The 19,926-nt window shown below is 44.3% G+C and carries 15 protein-coding genes and 1 tRNA gene; 14 read left to right on the top strand and 2 right to left on the bottom strand.

Translation table 11 applies throughout. The features are described from left to right. The first annotated feature begins 30 nt into the window (after positions 1-30). The 7 genes from FPZ42_RS02220 (at position 31) to FPZ42_RS02190 (ending at position 6,715) form a co-directional block, all read left to right on the top strand. Positions 31-825 (top strand): HipA family kinase, encoded by a 795-nt coding sequence (locus FPZ42_RS02220; RefSeq protein ID WP_146268859.1) that lies wholly within the window; start codon positions 31-33, stop codon positions 823-825. Continuing rightward, positions 803-1,192: a DUF3037 domain-containing protein gene (locus FPZ42_RS02215; protein ID WP_146268858.1), complete on the top strand. Its 390-nt coding sequence runs from the start codon at positions 803-805 to the stop codon at positions 1,190-1,192. The genes FPZ42_RS02220 and FPZ42_RS02215 overlap by 23 nt, the downstream gene beginning before the upstream one ends. Positions 1,193-1,390: 198 nt before the next feature. Further along, positions 1,391-2,230: a ThuA domain-containing protein gene (locus FPZ42_RS02210; protein WP_146268857.1), complete on the top strand. Its 840-nt coding sequence runs from the start codon at positions 1,391-1,393 to the stop codon at positions 2,228-2,230. Positions 2,231-2,235: 5 nt separating this feature from the next. Next, positions 2,236-2,472: a hypothetical protein gene (locus tag FPZ42_RS02205; RefSeq protein ID WP_146268856.1), complete on the top strand. Its 237-nt coding sequence runs from the start codon at positions 2,236-2,238 to the stop codon at positions 2,470-2,472. 106 nt (positions 2,473-2,578) lie between these two features. Next, the gene (locus tag FPZ42_RS02200) at positions 2,579-3,709 is read left to right on the top strand and encodes an alpha/beta hydrolase (RefSeq protein ID WP_146268855.1); all 1,131 of its coding nucleotides are present in this window, start codon (positions 2,579-2,581) and stop codon (positions 3,707-3,709) included. Positions 3,710-3,895: 186 nt separating this feature from the next. Then, the gene (locus tag FPZ42_RS02195) at positions 3,896-5,647 is read left to right on the top strand and encodes a family 43 glycosylhydrolase (protein ID WP_146268854.1); all 1,752 of its coding nucleotides are present in this window, start codon (positions 3,896-3,898) and stop codon (positions 5,645-5,647) included. Between the two features lie 114 nt (positions 5,648-5,761). Continuing rightward, complete coding sequence (locus FPZ42_RS02190; protein WP_146268853.1) at positions 5,762-6,715, top strand: acetyl-CoA carboxylase carboxyltransferase subunit alpha; 954 nt, start codon at positions 5,762-5,764, stop codon at positions 6,713-6,715. Positions 6,716-7,131: 416 nt separating this feature from the next. Here the strand turns inward: FPZ42_RS02190 and FPZ42_RS02185 are convergent, their stop codons facing one another. Further along, complete coding sequence (locus FPZ42_RS02185) at positions 7,132-8,451, bottom strand: serine hydrolase domain-containing protein (protein WP_146268852.1); 1,320 nt, start codon at positions 8,449-8,451, stop codon at positions 7,132-7,134. A 150-nt stretch (positions 8,452-8,601) separates the two neighbouring features. Continuing rightward, positions 8,602-11,760, bottom strand: a complete 3,159-nt coding sequence (locus tag FPZ42_RS02180) for a DUF2723 domain-containing protein (protein ID WP_146268851.1) — start codon at positions 11,758-11,760, stop codon at positions 8,602-8,604. A 212-nt stretch (positions 11,761-11,972) separates the two neighbouring features. Here FPZ42_RS02180 and FPZ42_RS02175 point away from each other — a divergent pair. The 7 genes from FPZ42_RS02175 to FPZ42_RS02145 all read left to right on the top strand — a co-directional run bounded on the left by FPZ42_RS02175 (position 11,973) and on the right by FPZ42_RS02145 (position 19,833). Beyond that, a tRNA-Gln gene (locus FPZ42_RS02175) sits at positions 11,973-12,043 on the top strand. 142 nt (positions 12,044-12,185) lie between these two features. Beyond that, a complete protein-coding gene (locus FPZ42_RS02170; protein ID WP_146268850.1) occupies positions 12,186-13,130 on the top strand; it encodes a ribose-phosphate pyrophosphokinase in 945 nt (314 codons plus the stop codon). A gap of 132 nt (positions 13,131-13,262) precedes the next feature. Next, entirely contained in the window at positions 13,263-13,841 is a 579-nt protein-coding gene (locus FPZ42_RS02165) for a 50S ribosomal protein L25/general stress protein Ctc (RefSeq protein ID WP_146268849.1), read from the top strand. Between the two features lie 490 nt (positions 13,842-14,331). Beyond that, complete coding sequence (pth, locus tag FPZ42_RS02160) at positions 14,332-14,892, top strand: aminoacyl-tRNA hydrolase (RefSeq protein ID WP_146268848.1); 561 nt, start codon at positions 14,332-14,334, stop codon at positions 14,890-14,892. Between the two features lie 90 nt (positions 14,893-14,982). Beyond that, positions 14,983-17,376 carry an outer membrane beta-barrel family protein gene (locus tag FPZ42_RS02155; RefSeq protein ID WP_146268847.1) on the top strand — a complete coding sequence of 798 codons (2,394 nt, stop codon included), beginning with the start codon at positions 14,983-14,985 and terminating at the stop codon, positions 17,374-17,376. Between the two features lie 12 nt (positions 17,377-17,388). After that, the gene (locus tag FPZ42_RS02150; RefSeq protein ID WP_146268846.1) at positions 17,389-17,733 is read left to right on the top strand and encodes a Spx/MgsR family RNA polymerase-binding regulatory protein; all 345 of its coding nucleotides are present in this window, start codon (positions 17,389-17,391) and stop codon (positions 17,731-17,733) included. 129 nt (positions 17,734-17,862) lie between these two features. After that, positions 17,863-19,833: a M1 family metallopeptidase gene (locus FPZ42_RS02145; protein ID WP_146268845.1), complete on the top strand. Its 1,971-nt coding sequence runs from the start codon at positions 17,863-17,865 to the stop codon at positions 19,831-19,833. Positions 19,834-19,926: the final 93 nt, after the last annotated feature.

Genomic DNA, 19,926 nt, shown 5'->3' with positions numbered 1-19,926 from the left:
AAACATTTTATATCTTAGTCATCACAAAATATGGGCATAACACCACCAGAATTACGAACCGTTAATGTAACCCGCTACGTAACGCCTTTGCGGGAGGGTGGTTCGCTGCCCGCCATCGCTGAAGCGGATGACGACTTTTTGTATGTGCTTAAGTTTAGAGGGGCCGGACAGGGGCCAAAAGCACTTATAGCCGAATTGATAGGCGGGGAGATCGCCCGTAAATTAGGTTTCCGCATCCCGGAGCTGGTTTTTGTAAACCTGGACGAAGCGTTCGGGCGTACCGAGGCAGACGAGGAGATCCAGGACCTGCTTAAATTTAGCGTTGGCTTAAATCTGGCCTTGCATTACTTATCTGGCGCTATAACCTTTGATCCAACGGTTACGGTGGTGGATGAACTATTGGCCTCGCAAATAGTTTGGCTGGATGCGTTGCTAACCAATGTAGACCGCACCGCACGCAATACCAATATGCTGATATGGCATAAAGAACTTTGGCTGATAGACCATGGTGCTGCACTGTATTTTCATCATAGTATGGATAATTGGGAGGAGCAATCACTGCGCCCATTTGTACAGATAAAAGACCATGTATTGATAAAACGCGCAAGTAAACTGGAAGAGGTAGATAAAGCCTTCAGGGAAATTTTGACGCCGGAAGTGATCGACGCCATTACATCCATCATTCCCGATGCCTGGCTTACCGATCGTTCTTTTGAAACCGAGGACGACCAACGGCAGATCTATTCCAGGTTCTTAAACAACCGCGTAGCAAACTCAGAAATATTTGTAAAGGAAGCACAAAATGCAAGACAGACACTTATTTGAGTATGCCGTTGTACGCGTTATGCCCAGGGTAGAGCGCGAGGAGTTTATTAACGTAGGCGTTGTAGTTTACTGTGCCAAACAAAAATTCCTGAAAATGACCTACCAACTTGATCGTGAGCGTTTGCTGGCCCTGTCAAAGGATGCCGATATTGAGATGATCGAACAAAATCTGCAATCGTTTCAGCGGATAGCTGCTGGTGGCAAAGATGCTGGTCCGATAGGTGAACTGGATGCACCATCACGTTTCAGGTGGTTAACTGCAACCCGAAGCACGGTTCTGCAAACCTCAAAAGTGCACCCCGGCTTTTGTGTTGATGGGGAAGATGTGATAGGCAAGTTATATACGCAACTGGTATTGCAGGAGTAAGTCAAACCCTTTATTTCCACGCTTCATTCCGAGGTACGAAGCAATCTCCAGACCTTATCAGGCGTCTTGTCCTGTATAGAGATTGCTTCGTACCTCGCAATGACGCGATTTATAAACCTTAATAATTCAGTTACAGTTTACGTATTTGTACTACATATCTTACATTAGCTTTCCAAAACCAATTTGAAAACTGCCTTTATGCTCATCAAACTAAAAACTGTATTACTTGGCTTTTTCTGCCTTGGTTTTCTGCAATCGGTAAGCGCACAAAAAAATACTGCTAAGCCTTTGTTCAAAGTGATTGGCTTTTACACCGGAAAGGAAGATCAGGCACATATCAGTTTCCTGCATGAGGCTACCAAATGGTTCCCGGCGATGGCTAAAAAGTACAATTTCACTTTCGACTCAACAGCCAACTGGAGCAACCTTAACGATGAGTTTTTAACACAGTATCAGGTAGTGATATTCTTGGATACCCGTCCTGAAGATGCTGCACAGCGTGCATCTTTCGAGCGTTACATGAAAAACGGAGGCGGTTGGATGGGTTTCCATTTTTCGGCCTTCGAATTAAATAAATCTGCTGTACCCGCCAATTGGGATTGGTATCACAACGAGTTCCTGGGCTCAGGCCAGTACGGCAGCAATACCTGGAGACCAACATCTGCCATACTCAAGGTTGAAGACAGAACACATCCGGCAACTACAAACCTGCCTGCCAAATTTAAGGCACAGCCTAACGAATGGTACCGCTGGGAAAAAGATCTTACCCAAAATCCAAATATCCGCATACTGGCTTCAATAGATCCGGCGAGTTTCCCGCTGGGGACGGGGCCAAAACCAAATGAGATATGGCATAGCGGCTATTACCCGGTGGTGTGGACCAACAAAAATTATAAGATGATCTACTTCAACATGGGCCATAACGATATCGATTACGAACATCACACCAATAAAGATCTGTCGCATACGTTCGGCAATCCCGTGGAAGACAGGTTAATAATTGATGCCCTAATGTGGCTTGGCACATACAAAAACTAATTAATATGTCTAAAAGAAAACGGCTAATCCTCAGCGGCTTGTTTTACATTACATTTATGTTTGTAACAATGGGGTTGCTTTGGCCATGGCTGAACAACGAACCGATTAACACTCGTACCATATTAGCAAGTTTAGTAAGCGGCCTTGGCGGCGGATTTGTTTTTATTTGTGTGGTTTATTACCAACTCAGGAAAAATGAGGCCGGGCTTAAAGCAGACGGCGATAAGCTTTCTACTCCATAATTGAGTTTTTCACTCTATTTAGTTGTTATAATTAAATTATTAGTAAAATAAATCAACTATTTCGGTAGGGTGTGTGTTGGATGTGTATAACACTATGAAAAACAACATGAAAACTAATTTATTATTACTAGCCGCAGGCGTATGCATGTCTGTAGCAGCTTGTACAAGTAACGGCTCAAAAAAAGCAGCAGATAGCTCTGCCAAAGGCGACACAGCCGCAATGGCAGCAACTGATACAACAAAAGCTTTAAAGCCGGCCGGACCAGCACCAAGCTGGGCGCCAACCATGAAACCTGAAATGCAGGTAGTGATTGAAAAATTAGCCAGCTATGGCGACAAACCAATACCTGAGTTAACGGCGGTTGAAGCACGCAAAAATCATACACCTACCGATGCTGTAATGGATGTGATGAAAGAGCACGGTATTGCTAAACCAGTATTTAACGTAGACACTATGGGTAAAGACATCCCTGTTGATGGCGGTACCATTCACCTGCGTGTTTATACACCTAAAACCAATGCTTCATCGTACCCCGTAATTGTATATTATCACGGCGGCGGTTTTGTAATAGCTAATTTGGATGTTTATGACGCTTCAGCAAATGTATTGGCTGATAAAACCGGTGCAATTGTGGTGTCTGTTGCTTACCGTTTAGCACCGGAGCATAAATTCCCTGTTGCACATAACGATGCTTACGCAGCTTACAAATGGGTAGTCAATAACGCAGCATCAATTAAAGGCGATGCTAAGAAAATTGCAGTTGCAGGCGAAAGCGCCGGCGGCAACCTGGCTATAGCAACTGCCATTAAAGCACGCGATAGCAAGACCATGGTTCCAACAGCTATTTTAGCGGTTTACCCGGTTGCACAATCAGATATGAATACAACTTCATACATTAAGTATGGCAATGCCAAACCACTTGATAAAGCTATGATGGGTTGGTTTGTGAAAAACTATTTGAATAGCATGGCCGAGGCAAAAGATCCGCGCATTAGCCTGGTAACGGCTAACTTAAAAGGATTGCCACCGACTACTGTGATAAATGCAGAGATCGATCCGTTGCAAAGCGATGGAATGATGATTGTGGATAAATTAAAAGCCGCAGGCGTAACCGTTGATAGCAAAAAATATGACGGCGTTACGCACGAGTTCTTTGGTATGGGAGCAGTAGTTCCTGAAGCGAAGGACGCTGAAGAGTACGCTGTAGCACAACTTAAAAAGGCTTTCGGGATGTAATCCCTGAAATGTGAATGCGAGGAAAACGCCGGGCTGTTAAAGTTCCGGCGTTTTTTATGGAGTAAATTGTCGATCCAAGCCTGCCGAAGACCTTGCAGCGCAACGAGTAGTTCTACAAGCTCACCATGGCATCTTGATTTTGGTTATAAAACCTGATATTTGGCCTACCACCAATTGCACACCATTATGAAAATCCGTATCCTGGCAATCGTGTTCGTTCTATCTGCATTGTATGCTTCTGCTCAAACCAGGCGGCTAACCTATTGTAATCCGCTTAATCTCGATTACGGTTACACCCCATTTGCCAATTTTGCAGCCTGGGGTAAGCACCGCGCAACCGCCGACCCAACCATGACGCTATTTAAGGGCAACTATTACCTCTTTAGCACCAACCAGTTTGGTTACTGGTGGAGCCCTGATATGCTGAACTGGAAATTTGTATCGCGCAAATTTGTGCGACCATACAACGAGGTAAAGGGTGATGAACTCTGCGCACCAGGTACTTTGGTTTTGGGTGATACCTTGCTGGTGATCGGCTCAACCTACAACAAAGATTTTACCCTTTGGATGAGCACCGACCCGCGTACTGATACCTGGAAAGCTGCTAAAGATTACTTCAAAGTAGGGGCATGGGACCCGGGGTTATTTGCTGATGATGACGGCAGAGTATATATCTACCATGGCAGTAGCAATACCTTACCCATGTATGGGCAGGAAATAGACCGAAAAACGTTCGACCCGATCGGCCCTAAAAAGGAAATGATAAAGCTTAACTGGGAGCAGCACGGCTGGGAACGCTTTGGCGAAAATAATGATAACGTATTCCTCACCGGGTTTATGGAAGGCGGATGGATGAATAAGCATAACGGTAAATATTATCTGCAATATGCCGCCCCCGGTACTGAAGGCCGCGGTTACGGCGATGGCGTTTACGTAGGGGATAAACCGCTTGGTCCGTTCACTTATCAAAAGCACAATCCGTTCAGCTACAAACCGGGGGGCTTTGCCAAAGGCGCTGGCCACGGCGCAACCTGGGCTGATAAATTTGGCAATTACTGGCATATCTCAACCATGGTGATAGATGTGAAAAATAACTTTGAACGCCGTATCGGTTTTTGGCCGGCTGGTTTTGATCCAGATGGTACACTATTCACAAATACATCTTATGGAGACTATCCGCATTACTTGCCAAACGGAAAAGAAGACCATGTAAACAACGACAATTTTACCGGCTGGATGCTGCTGAACTATAACAAACCGGTGCAGGTATCGTCCACCCTCGGCGCTTACGTACCGAACCTCGCCGTTGATGAGGATATCAAAACCTACTGGAGCGCTAAAACCGCCAACCCCGGCGAATGGTTGCAAACCGATCTGGGCGATGTGAGCACCGTACGCGCTATCCAGATCAATTATGCTGATCAGGATGCTACCTTTATGGGTAAATCATTAGGCGTTTACCACCAGTATAAAATAACGGCCTCAAACGATGGCAAAACCTGGCGAACCATTGTAGACAAAAGCAACAACAAAACCGATGTTCCGCATGATTATGTGGAGTTAAAAACTCCTGTTAAAGCACGATATCTTAAGATCACCAACCTTCACATGCCTACGGGTAAGTTTGCGTTATCAGGTTTCAGGGTGTTTGGCAAGGGTGCGGGAGTGGTGCCGGATACGGTGAAGAACTTTATCGTTTTGCGCGGCAAGGCCGAAAACCGTAACTCGTGGTTGCGCTGGCAGCAAACCGATGGCGCGGTAGGTTACACCATTTATATGGGTATAGCGCCTGATAAGTTGTACAATAACATTCTGGTGTATAACGCAAACGAGTACTACTTTAACGGGATGGAGAAAGATACGCCGTATTATTTCCAAATAGAAGCCTTTAATGAAAATGGCATAAGCAAGCGTACTAAGGTGATGAAGGTGGAGTGATCATTCGCTAAAACCTTATAGTTTATTGCCGGTTTAAACACGGTAAGTGTTTCAAAAATTCATAATTAAATAATATGCCGATTGAATTTTTTAATTTAGCGGCGGGAAAATTGTATGAAGATCACATTTGACTTTGAGAAACCTCTTGCCGAGATAGAGGGACAGATTGAAAAGGTTAGGCAGGTTGAAGAAAAAAACAAGCTTGATATGTCTGCCACTGTAGCTGAATTAGAGGCTAAATTACAAGAGGCACAGAAAGAAATATATCATAACCTTACCGGTTGGCAAAAAGTGCAGATATCGCGCCACCCTGAGCGCCCTTATACGCTGCAGTATCTGGAGCTGATGTGCGATGATTTCATAGAACTGCATGGCGACCGTACAGTAGGTGACGATAAGGCCATCATTGGTGGTTTTGGTACCATTAACGGCCAAACGGCTATGTTCATTGGCCACCAGAAGGGCCGTAACACCAAAGAGCGCCAGTACCGTAACTTTGGTATGGCTAACCCTGAGGGTTACCGTAAGGCCTTAAGGCTGATGAAAATGGCTGAGAAGTTTAACAAGCCTATCATTACACTAATAGATACCCCCGGAGCTTTCCCCGGCCTTGAAGCTGAAGAACGCGGACAAGGCGAGGCTATCGCCCGTAACCTGTTGGAGATGGCAGTACTTAAAGTGCCCATTATCTGCGTTATCATAGGCGAAGGTGCATCTGGTGGTGCATTGGGTATTGGCATTGGCGACAAAGTGATGATGCTGGATAACTCCTGGTATTCGGTTATTTCGCCGGAGAACTGTTCAACCATCCTGTTCAAAACATGGGAGCAGAAAGAGCGTGCTGCAGAGATGCTGAAGCTCACCTCATCTGAGATGTTGAAGAACAAGTTGATCGATGGTGTTATTAAAGAACCACTTGGCGGTGCGCATCAGGATCCGGTTGCTATGGCAGCCATCCTTAAAAAGCAATTGCTAAAAGACCTTAAAACCCTGGGCGAGAAAAATATCGACGAACTGGTTACCGAACGTATCGATAAGTTCTGCAACATGGGGGTTGTAGAGGAATAATCTTTAAGATAAAAGATTTAGGACAATAAACAAAGGCCCGGAAGCAGCTTACTATGGCCTTACTTTGGCTTACTTTTTCTGCTCACTTCTAAGTATTCACCCCTCACCACACGTGTTCACGTTCACGGCATGAACACTTGTGAACACCGTGAACGCTGACATGAATTTGTCAGTTGTTCTAAACATTACTATTATAATCCGAAATAAAAGGATAACAAAAAAAAACGGCCATTAGCCGCTTTTTTTTTGAGCCCATACGTCATTTCGAGGAAGGCGTAGCCGACGTGGCAATCCTCGATTTAAAGAGTAGCACTGTATATCGAGGATTGCCACGTTATCGCTCGCAATGAAGAGTTTAAGTGCCTACTTCTTCTCCAAGCCCTCAATTATCTTCTTACCCATTTCGTTAGTAGAGTCTAAAGCAACGGAGCGTTTATAGTTAAGCAGGGCTTTCTCTTTATCACCTTTGGCATTGTAGGCATCGCCCAAGCTGTCAAAAACATTGCCTGATTGCGGGAATAGCTGAGTATTATAATCAAACACCGTAATGGCATCATCAATGCGGTTTTTCCCTTGTAGTAGTAACCTATCATGTTCAATGACGATTCATTCTCGAAGCCATACTCAGCAGCGTATTTACTTTTAAGATTGTTATACCACGGGATGATCTCGTTGCCTTTGAGGCTGTCCAGTTGTTTGGCAAAATCATTTAGTACTGATCGCTTTGGCTGTTGGTATGGTTTGCCATCCAGTATGGCTTCAATGGCATGGTCGACATCGTAAAGCGTGTTTTGCTTGTTATTGGTGAGCAGGATGATGGTGCGGCCTTGAGCGGGGTAAGCCGTTAACAATGCCTGGTAGTTTAACGCGGTACCATCATGCTGATGATAGGTTAACTTATCGCCATCCATAACGCCGCCACCCAGTCCGCATTGCTTGCCTGGTGCGAAGGGGGTAAGTATTTCGCGGGTTGATTGCGGGCCGATGAGCTTGAAACTCTCTAACGCTTTTTCCCATTTGTAAAAATCATCAAGGGTAACTGCCGTCCAGCCGGTGATGGGGTATTGCATGGGAGATTGTACCTTATCGTTATTGTATGATTTTGCTACCAGCGGTTCGTCAGTAGGATCAACAATGGAGTTGGTCATGCCGCAGGGTTTCAGCATCTTCTCTTTCACAAAATCCGCGAAGCTGCGGCCCGTTATTTTGGCTATGATCTGCCTCTGCAATAAAGTATTGCTATTGTTGTAAGCGTATCGTGTGCCCGGCTCAAAATCGAGCTTATTGAAAGCGTTAAGGGCGGCCATAGCTTCTGCATCAGACGTTAATTCGCCCCATTTTAGGTTGGGCAACCCGCTGGTGTATTGTAGTAGGTTTTTAATGCTTATCTTATCTGCCCAAGCCGGTAATCCCGTGATGTATTTGGATACTTTATCATCGGTATTTAGTTTACCCTGTTCTTTCAGCATCATAATTGCCATCGCGTTAAACTCCTTGGCTATAGAGCCGATGTGGAAGCGGTAGGCGTTGGTTACCGCTTGCTTCTCTGTAGCATCGGTATAACCAATAGCAGCTTTGTACACCACCTTGTCTTTATCCATTACCAGAACATTTCCTTTGAACACACCAATGCGGTTACTGCGGCGTATCAATGAATCGATAGTGGCGGTTTTATTTTGCGCTGTGGCAACAAGCGAAGCTGCAGCAAGCAGGAGGGTAAGGCAGGTGTTTTTCATGAGGATTAGAGAGGCTGACGGGTGTGATTGTTACAGATGCCATACCAATACTATGTGATGCCGTCCGTCGGTTGACGGTTCGGCATCACATACGAAATTAAATCAAACAAAAAAAGCGGCCATTAGCCGCTTTTCTCTATTTAAGACAATTTACTGCCCTTGCTGTTGCTGCTGTTGTTGCTGCAGGAAGCCTCCAAACTTGGTGCTGTAATCTTTCAGCTGAGCTTCAAGTTTATTGGCAAGTGCCGTTTGATGATGCTCCTTAGCTGCCTGCGTCAGGCTGTTCAGTATCGACATATTGAACTGAACGTCCCTGCTGTTAACCGAGCCATCATTGCTTTGATAAACGCTGTAATTGTATTTTAAACCGTCAACCGCGTATTCAGACAGATCATTTACCCACTTGTTGGCAGTTGTTACATCGCCGAGGCGATAGAGCGTTTCGGTCATGAAATATTTGCGGAGCGCCACTTCAGATGAGTTGATGGTAGATGGCATCTCCTTATCATACTTTTGCATCGCTTTTTTAGCAAGATCTAAATGCCCTTCAGCAACCAGGTTGTCGGCAAGGGTATTATACAAACGTGCAATAAGCGGGTAAAACAAATTAATAGATTCGTGGTCCAGGTATTTGGCGTGTTTAAAATTGCCGTATTTGTACTTGTTCACCATGTTGTTATACATGATCAGCGTGTTGCTGTTCTCCTGCGGGCCGCGGGTGGTATCCGCCTTGTAAGGCATCAAGCGGTAAGCGAAACCTTCGCTATATAGGTAACGGTCTAAGCCCATCATGTTATCACTTGGTACTGTTGTAGCAAAATAGATAGGGCGTTTCCAGTTGTTGTGAGCAATAATATCCATCATGGCAAGGTTATCCTTGGTAACATATTTACCGGGGTAGGTCCAATCCATCTCAGGAATTATTTTGTCTTTCTTATCCGCAGGTACAGTGCCCGATTTTAGCACATCCTCTGCATTAACCGTAAGCTTAAAACTTTTAGTAGGCATGTAATTGCTGTTATCGCCATTTTGGTAGGTAAGCATTGATTTTGGGTCATCAGAGGTAAGGAAATCAAATACATCCTTCAGCTCAACCGAGCCTGCAATTTTTGCATCATTATAATAAAGCACATCGCGCACACCGGCTTCAAATTTCTTATTGTCCATGGTGATAGGCAGCGGTGCCGAATCATTCATCTTGGTTTTCATCTGGCGGATATACCAATCGGTACCCAGCAAGCTTAAGTTTACAATGCGCACATCCGGGCGTACACCTTCAACTTCCTGTATGTACCAAAGCGGATAGGTATCGTTATCAGCATAAGTGAACAGGATGGCGTTTGGCGCGCATGAGTTTAGGTAATCATAAGCCATGTCATGCGGCGTAAGCTTGGTTGAGCGGTCATGGTCGTCCCATTCCTGGCTGGCCATCAATACCGGTGCAGCTAATAAACAAACAACGGTTGCTATTATGGCGCCTGTTTTTGCGTTGATCTTTTTACTCAACAGGTCTGCTATCATTAACACACCTAAGCCAATCCATATGGCAAAAGCATAGAACGATCCTGCATAAGCGTAATCACGCTCGCGCGGTTGCAGCGGGTCCTGGTTAAGGTAAAGTACAATGGCCAAACCGGTAAAGAAGAATAACACGGTTACCACGCCCGCATCGCGCTGGTTGCGTTTAAAGTGATAGAACAAACCGCATATCCCTATTATCAGCGGTAAAAAGAATAAACGATTGTATGATTTGCTATCAGTGATACTTTTAGGCAGTTGTTTGCTAAAACCGAATCCGCTTATCCAGCTGCCATCCGGTCCCTGCGCGGTTTGTCCATCCTGGTCGTTAGCACGGCCAACAAAGTTCCACAGAAAATAGCGTGTGTACATCTGCGTAACCTGCCAACTGGCAAAAAAGCCAATATTGGTAGCCATAGTAGGCTTCTCGTCGGGGCTTAGGTTGCTCCACATCCTGTAAAACTCTGGGTGGCTTGGCTTTTGGCTAAACATACGCGGAAACAGCGTATTGTGGTCATATATGGTGGTTAGTTTTTTACCGGCCTCTTCATATTTGGTTTCGCCACGGCGATACAGGGTAGCGCCTTCTTTTTGGTCGATAGGTTGGGCGTCAAAGAAATTGCCATATAACAGCGGCGTTTCTCCGTACTGGTCGCGGTTAAGGTAGCTGTTAAGGGCAAATGCGTCCTCAGGATCGCTGTTGTTCAAATTCGTACCCGCTTTAGCGCGAATAACGATCATCACAAAAGAGCTGTAACCAAAAAGGATGAACACTGCACAGGTGAGCACCTGGTTTAAAATGGCACGGTGTGTACGTACTTTTAAAACATACTCTAACAGTGCCAGTATGGCAATACCCGCTACCAGGCCAATAATGCTGGCGCTAAAACCTAACAACAATATAAAGCAAACAATTGCCAGCCACAGGTAGGTTTTGTTTGCGTTGATGGTATAAACTATACCGAAAGCCAGTGCACCTGTTACCAACAGGTAAAAGATGATAGCACCGGTATTAAAGCTCATGCCCAGGGTGTTCACAAAAAACAAGTCTGAGAAAGCAGCACCTTTAACCGTAAATTGTATAACACCCCAAAGGATACCTGCAACTGTGATACAACCTAAAATGAAATAACCAATGGTACCTTTTGTAGAAACGTTTTTTGCCCTGCGGAAATAAATAACCAAAGCAATGGCAGGTATAACCAACAGGTTTAACAGGTGGATACCTATTGATAAACCCATAATGTAGGCTATAAAAATGATCCATTTATCGGCGCGAGGCTCATCGGCATGGGCATCCCATTTCAAAATAGCCCAGAATACGATAGCCGTACAAAGTGATGATTGCGCATAAACCTCAGACTCAACTGCAGAGAACCAGAAAGTATCAGACCAGGTATAAGCCAATGCACCAACCAAACCGCCACCCATTATAAGGATGGTTTTGGTTACATCAATTTCCTCCCCGGCTTTGGCTACCAGCTTTTTGGCAAGCGCGGTAATGGTCCAGAAAAGGAAAAGAATGGTTGCGCCACTTGCCAGGGCCGAAGCCATATTGGTAAAGTAGGCTACTTTGGTATTATCGCCCATTGAAAGGAGCGAAAAAACTTTGCCTATCATGGTAAATAAAGGTGCTCCCGGTTGGTGAGCCACCTGCAGGCGGTAGATACAAGCTATAAATTCGCCGCAATCCCAGAAACTGGTAGAGGGTTCAAGCGTTAAGATGTAGGTAATTGAAGCAATAATGCCGGCTGCCCAGCCAACGATATTGTTAATTTTATTGTAGTTCATCACTGATTATTACAGATACAACTGGTGTTAAGCAGCCGAAATTAGTAAAAACATTATGTAATCCCCTGTAAAAGCTAAAACCTTAACAATTTTTAACGGATTATGAGGCACTTACAAACCGGCATAATATTTTTTTAAATTTTGCTTTTGACTTTTCAAAAATCGACCTATATTTGCATTCCATTTCGGGGAGGTTTCAAACCGGGGGAGATTGCCTGATAGTATAATGGTAGTACGACGGTTTTTGGTACCGTTTGTCTAGGTTCGAATCCTGGTCGGGCAACTTAAGAATAATCGGATTTCTGATTTTCATGTTTCGGTAAAACGAACTGAAAGTAAGAAATCCGAAGTTTTTTATAGGGGTTGATATACTAAGCGATTAAAGACAGAACTATTTAGGAAACTATCTTAATCTAATAATCAAAATGCCTTTACAGTTTAATACAGTTAAGTTATTTGCAGGATCGGGATCAACCGCTATTGCTAAAAACATTGCCGCATCATACGGTAAAGATCTGGGTAGCGTAACCATTTCGCGTTTCAGCGATGGCGAATACCAGCCGCATTTTGATGAATCTATTCGCGGTTGTGATGTATTCCTTATCCAATCAACCAACCCACCTGCCGATAATTTAATGGAACTGTTAATGATGGTTGATGCCGCACGCCGTGCATCAGCACACTACATCACTGCGGTTATCCCTTATTTTGGTTTGGCAAGGCAGGACAGGAAGGATAAGCCACGTGTAGCGATCGGTTCAAAACTGGTAGCCAACCTGTTGGTTGCTGCGGGTATCCACCGTATCATGACCATGGACCTGCACGCAGCGCAGATACAGGCATTTTTTGATGTACCGGTAGATCACCTTGATGCTTCTATCATTTTTGTGCCTTACATCAAAAGCCTTGGTTTAGAAAACCTCACCATTGCATCGCCTGATATGGGCGGATCATACAGGGCACGTAACTTTGCCAAGTATTTTAATGCAGAGGTAGTAATTTGCGATAAACGCCGTAAACGCGCTAACGAGATAGAAAGCATGACCGTTATTGGTGATGTTACCGACCAGGATATTGTGTTGATCGATGATATTTGTGATACGGCAGGTACTTTGGCAAAAGCTGCAGGTTTGATCATGGAGCGTGGCGCACGTTCTGTAAGGGCAGTTTGTACGCACCCGGTGTTATCAGGCAAAGCGTATGAAACTATCGAGAACTCGGCTTTAACAGAGCTGATCGTTACCGATACCATCCCGCTTAAACAACAAAGCAGTAAGATAAGGGTATTATCAACTGCCGAACTGTTTGCTAAAGCGATAATGAACGTGAATGAACATGGCTCGATAAGCCAGTTGTTTAAGGTGGAGTAGAAAAGGTTATAGTTCATGGCTAATGTTTCATAGCCGGACGCCTGAATTAAAGTAAATAAAAATATTCGTGAGAATTAGACCATGAACTATGATCTATGAACCACGGACTTAACAAATAAATTAAATAAATAAATGAAATCAATTGCTATTAGCGGTTCTCCAAGAGAGAACGTAGGGAAAAGAGACGCTAAAGAACTGCGTTACCAAGGCTTAGTGCCTGCAGTACTTTACGGTGGTGCTACCCAGACCCACTTTGCAGTGTCCGCAGCTGATTTGAGAACCGTAATTTACACTCCGGTTGTTCATTTCATCGACATTGAAGTTGCAGGAAAAAAAACTCAGGCTATTATTAAGGATGCACAATATCATCCGTTAACTGAGCAACTTATCCACATCGACTTTTTAGAGCTGGATCAAAACAAACCGGTAACTATCGAGATCCCTGTTAAATTAACCGGTACATCTCCGGGTGTTAAAGTGGGTGGTAAATTAGTTCAGAAATTACGCAAACTGCGTGTTAAAGCCCTTCCGAAAGATCACTTGGATAACATCGAAGTTAGCATCGAGTCGTTAGAGGTAGGTAAATCAGTACGTGTTAGCGACATCAAAGTTCCTAACCTTACTATCACCAACGCACAAGAAGATACTGTAGTTTCAGTAACTACTTCACGTGCGCTACGTCAGGCAGAACAAGAAAACAGAGGCAAGTAATTTGCCTTGTTCTCTAAAGGGAAATGAAAGAAAAAGCGGTGGCATTTGTCACCGCTTTTTTTGTTTAGCCCCCTTTAAATCTCCCCCGAAAGGGGAGACTTTAGAAAGAATTGTTCTAAAGCCCCTCTCCCTTGGAGAGGGGTTTGGGGAGAGGCTTTCTTTCACAATCTTTGCGGAGCAGAGCGGGTCGCGCATCCCGATAGCAATCGGGACGGGGTGAGTAAAATTCGTCGCTGTTGACTCACCCGGTCATTGCTACGCTCGACGACCCTCTCTTCGCTACGCGAAAAGAGGGTTACAAGAATCCCCTCTTTAGAGGGGGTAGGGGTGTGTTGTGTAATTTAAAGATATTATCATCCTCTTTGCGCAGAAGAAAGAATCGCGCACGTAGCGTTCCTGTTTTTTACTACTTTTGCGCACAATTATGGGTATAAAACCCTATTTCAGTAAATATTTAAAAAAGGTTCCCCCTTCAGGGGGCGGAGGGGGTATGAAATATCTGATCGTAGGTCTCGGTAACATTGGGCCCGAATATGCCGATACACGCCATAATATAGGTTTCATGGTTTTGGATGAGTATGCTAAGCAGGAGAATGCAAAATTCTATAACATGCGTTTGGCTTACTACACCGAGGTTAATTACAAAGGCCGCAGCCTGCATCTGATAAAACCCACCACCTACATGAATTTAAGCGGTAAGGCGCTAAACCATTGGATGAAAGAGTTAAAAATACCGGTGCAAAATGTACTGGTAATTGTTGATGACCTTGCCTTGCCTTTGGGTACGCTTCGCTTAAAACCCAAGGGCAGCGCTGCCGGGCATAACGGCTTAAAAAACATTGAGGCAATTTTAGGCAACAACGAATACGCCCGGCTTCGTTTTGGTATCAGCGATAATTTCCCAAAGGGCCGCCAGGTTGACTATGTACTAAGCGGCTTTGATGATGATGAAAAACCGGAGCTTCCGGCACTGATAGACAGATCGATAGAGATGATCAAAAGCTTTGTGACTATTGGTACCGAGCTAACCATGACCAAGTTTAACAAGTAGCATTTTTGTTACACAATATTTGATAAAAAAGTGAGTTTTTGGGTGCAACGGACGTGTATCTTCGCGCGTCTTATATACCTAAATCACTACATGAAAAAATCCTTTCTGGCAGCTTTGTTATGCTGCTTTTGTGTAACCTTATCACTCGCACAGTCTGCTACCCAAATTATTTCTATAAAAGGCCTTGTAATTGATTCTGCGGTTAATAAACCGCTCGGCTATGTTACCGTTGCATTAACCGATGCTGCAACTAATGCACCTGTCAAAAGTATGCTTAGTAAGGATGACGGCACCTTTGAATTGACCGGTATTGCCCCGAAGGCCTATAAGCTTAACCTGGTTTATATAGGTTATGCAACTAAGATCATCAATATTACTGCGGATAAAAAAGCTCTTGATCTGGGCAGGATCCTGATCGCGCCAACCCATAATCAGCTTAAGGAAGTTTCGGTAGTTGCCACCAAACCCTTGATGAAGCAAGAGGTTGACCGTCTGAGCTACGACGTGCAGGCAGACCCGGAAGCAAAGTCGGTTACCGCGTTGGATATGATCCGTAAAGTGCCTTTGCTTTCTGTGGATGGTAATGATAACATTAAACTGCGCGGAAGCGGTAACTACAAAATATTGCTGAATGGTAAAGAGTCGGCGCTGATGGCGCGCAACCCATCTGATATTTTGAAGGCCATGCCGGGTACCAACATCGTAAAGATAGAGGTGATAACCACCCCTCCTGCTAAATATGATGCGGAGGGTTTGGCAGGTATCATCAACATCATCACTCAAAAGAAAGGCGATGAGGGTTACAATGGTTCTGTCAACCTTAATTACAACTCTATATGGGGGCCACGGGCAAACTTAAACCTTACCGTTAAGAAGGGGAAGTTTGGTATTAACGCTTACGGAGGTACCGGCCACAGGCCAAAACGCCCTACTGATTTCTTTAACCAGACAGACTTTTTATTACAGCCATCATCAGTTGTGCAAAACGGAAGCAGATATGGTACCGGCAATAATAACTACGCAAGCGCCGAGGTAAGCTTTGAGGCAGATACTTTAAACCTTTTCACCGGTACGTTTAACTACTACCGCGGCAGTAATGAAAATGGTTCTACGCAATACACTACCGAAACCAACAATAATGTAGCAGATAGTTACACTACCACCAACAACGGTAACGGCGTATACCGCGGCGCTGATGCGGGGTTAAACTACCAGTTGGGCTTTAAAGGCAACAAAGAACGTTTGCTAACCGCATCTTATAAATACAGCGATAACAGGAATAACTCATTAAACTATGTATCGCCGGGCAATACAACAGATTTCAGGCAGTTGAATGATGCAGGCGCTAAGGAACATACTGCCCAGCTTGATTATGTACACCCGCTTACAAAACTAAATGTGGAAGTTGGTGGTAAAATGATTAGCCGCCAAAACTTTAGCAGGTTCCATACCGATCTTAAGGATGCAACCGGGAACTACATGGACAACAGCGGCCAGGCCAATGATTTTGATTACCATCAGAATGTTTACAGCGCATACAATTCCTACACGCTTAAATTAACCAAGTGGACCTTCAAAGCAGGTGCACGTTATGAACGTACGGAGATCAATGCGAACTTCATTTCTAACGGTACCAATTTAGATCAGTCTTATACCAATGTGGTGCCGTCGTTCTCTATGCAGCGCTCGCTAAAGAATGCCAGCGTTAACTTTGGTTTTACGCAGCGCATCCAACGCCCGGGCATTTTTCAGTTAAACCCTTTTGTGGATAGCACCAATACGAAATTTATCAGCAGAGGTAACCCGGCGCTTCGCCCGGCAGTTAACAACAATTTTGAATTGAGCTATGGCAACTTTGCAAAGGGATCATTAAATATTAGCCTGAGTTATTCCTTTGCCAATAACACCATACAGAATTTAACCAGTGTAGATGGTACTGTTACCACCACTACCTTTGCCAACGTGGGCAAAAACAAGAACCTGGCGCTCGACCTTAACTGGCAGTATCCTATAACATCGAAATTCAACGTTAACGTAAACGCCGAGCTAATGCGCGTTTGGCTTAAAGGTACTTTTGATAACGAATTTTATACCAACAGCGGCTACCAGGGCCATGTGTTCACCAATGGCAGCTACAAGTTTGAAAAAGGTTACAGGGTAGGGGTTAACGTAGGCTTCGACAGCCGCTATGTGTTGTTACAGGGCGTGGATAACTATTACCTGGGTTACGGCTTTAACGCATCAAAAGAATTCCTGAATAAAAAAGCCACACTGTCACTTTATGCCAATGGGCCATTCAGCAAATTTATTAAGCTTGATTTTTATACCCGCACCAATACCTTTAACACCACAACCTTTAATTACCAGAACTTCAGATCAATTGGTATCGGCTTTAATTACAAGTTTGGTGCATTAAGTTCATCCATCAAGAAAAACCAACGCGGAATAAACAACGATGATTCATCGGGCGGTGCTAAAAATTAATATTTTAGCCGCATGAAAGTATACGGTATAACCAATTGCAATACGGTAAAAAAAGCGCTGGATTGGCTTAAGGCTAATCATGTTTCCTACGAGTTTCATGATTTTAAAAAACTGGGCATCAGCAAAGAGAAGCTGGAGGAGTGGGACGCAAAGGCAGGCTATGAAAAGTTTTTAAATAAGCAGGGCCTCACCTGGAAACAGCTTGCCCCGCCAGTTAAAGAAAGTATTAAAACAAAAGATGATGCATTAAAACTGCTGCAGGAGAAAACCAGCATGATCAAACGCCCGGTTATAGAAAAGGACGATTTCCTGTTTTTCGGTTTTGACGAAGCCGTTTATGAGCGCGAATTGAAGTAAAGGCCTTCTTAAGATCTCTTCTATTAAATTATAGGTAATTTACTTATTACACAAGTATTTGATAAGTATACACAAATGTTTATTTGTGTATACTTGCTCTTTGTTTTTACTAAATCATTACTAAACATTATGAAACTTAAATTGATTGCCGGCAGCATACTGGCTGTTATGGCTGTTAGTGGTGTTGCCCAGGCCCAGCAGGCCCCTGCAAGCAACTATAATTATCACGATGCGTTCGCGCCATTTTTCTATACCAAAAACGGATCGGATTTTCGTGCGGCAGACGGACAGCCGGGGCCAAAGTACTGGCAAAACCGTGCCGACTATCAATTGTCAGCAAAATTGAACGACCAAACCAACGAGGTTGTCGGTTCTGAAGTTTTAAGTTATACCAACAACAGCCCGCAGAAGCTTGATTTTTTGTGGATGCAGTTAGATCAAAATCTTTTCAAAAAAGACTCACGCGGCCAAGCTATCATCCCGCCGGCAGGTAGCCGTAATGGCGGTCGTGGCGATCTTACGCAAGGTGGATATAACATTAAATCGGTGAAACTTGTAGGCGCAAAAGGCGGCGCAGGTACCGAACTTAAATACACCATCAACGATACCCGTATGCAGATAATGCTGCCGCAGGCAGTAGCAGCAAACGGCGGCCAGGTTAAGCTGGCTATCGAATATTCTTTTGTGGTGCCTAACTATGGTTCAGATCGTACAGGTATTCAGGATACTAAGAACGGTAAGATCTACACCGTTGCGCAATGGTATCCACGCATGTATGTTTATGATGATGTACAAGGCTGGAACATGCTGCCATACACTGGCCCAAGTGAGTTTTACCTGGAGTACGGCGATTTTGACCTGAGCATTACCGCACCTGCCAATCACATTGTGGTAGCATCAGGTGAGTTGCAAAACCCACAGGAGGTTTACACACCAGAGCAAATTAAGCGTTGGGGTGCTGCAGAAAAAAGCGAACAAACTGTTGTTATCCGTTCGGCATCTGAGGTAACTAACCCTGCTTCGCGCCCTGCAGGTAAAAAAGAATTAACCTGGCACTTTAAAATAAAAAATGCACGTGATGCTTCATGGGCTTCATCAGCATCATTTATTATCGATGCCGCTAAGATGGACCTGCCAAGTGGTAAAAAATCTACTGCAATATCTGCTTACCCTGTTGAGAGCGATGGCAACAACGCATGGGGGCGCTCAACCGAGTACGTAAAAAAATCTATAGAGTATAACTCAAAAAAATGGTTTGAATACCCTTACCCTGCTGCCACCGCAGTAGCCGGTGTAGTTGGTGGTATGGAGTATCCTGGGATTGTTTTCTGTAGCTGGAAAGCAACTAAAGGTTCTTTATGGGGTGTAAACGATCACGAGTTTGGCCATACATGGTTCCCGATGATAGTTGGCTCAAACGAACGCCTTTATGGTTGGATGGATGAGGGTTTCAATACCTTTATCAATACGCTTAGCACTGCAGATTTTAATAACGGCGAGTACGCAAGCAAAGGGCGTGATATGCAAAAAATTGGCGCGTATTTAACACGCCCTGAGTTGGAGCCGGTGATGAGCAATCCTGAAAACCTTAAAGAAATGAACAATGGCATATTGTTATACTTTAAGCCGGGTATGGGTTTAACCATGCTGCGCGAAACCATTTTAGGCCCTGAGCGCTTTGATTATGCCTTCCGCACCTATGTTGCACGCTGGGCGTTTAAGCACCCAACACCTGATGACTTTTTCCGTACTATGGAAAACGTTGGCGGCGAAAGCTTGCAGTGGTTCTGGAGAGGCTGGTTTGTAAATAACTGGAGACTGGACGTTGGCGTGCGCGATGTTAAGTACGTTGATAACGATCCATCAAAAGGTGCACTGATCACCTTGGATAACCTGGATAAAATGGCTTTCCCTACTACGCTTGAGGTGAAAACTGTAAGTGGCAAGGTTGAGCGCGTTAAGCTGCCTGTTGAAATATGGGAGCGTAACACCACCTTCACCACCAAATTCCCGTCAACAGAAGAGATCAAATCTGTAACGGTAGATCCGGACAAAACATCTCCTGATTACAACTCTGACAACAACGTTTGGAAGAAATAATTACAAAAACCCGGTTAAAGCCGGGTTTTTTTGTGTTACGGCGGTTTATTGGCAAACCTTTACAACCTTTAGCAGGTTTATATGATAAGCTAT

Source organism: Mucilaginibacter achroorhodeus (assembly GCF_007846095.1).
Classification (GTDB): domain Bacteria; phylum Bacteroidota; class Bacteroidia; order Sphingobacteriales; family Sphingobacteriaceae; genus Mucilaginibacter; species Mucilaginibacter achroorhodeus.
The sequence above is the reverse complement of the archived record's forward strand: the minus strand, read 5'-3'. Positions and strand labels throughout refer to the sequence as shown.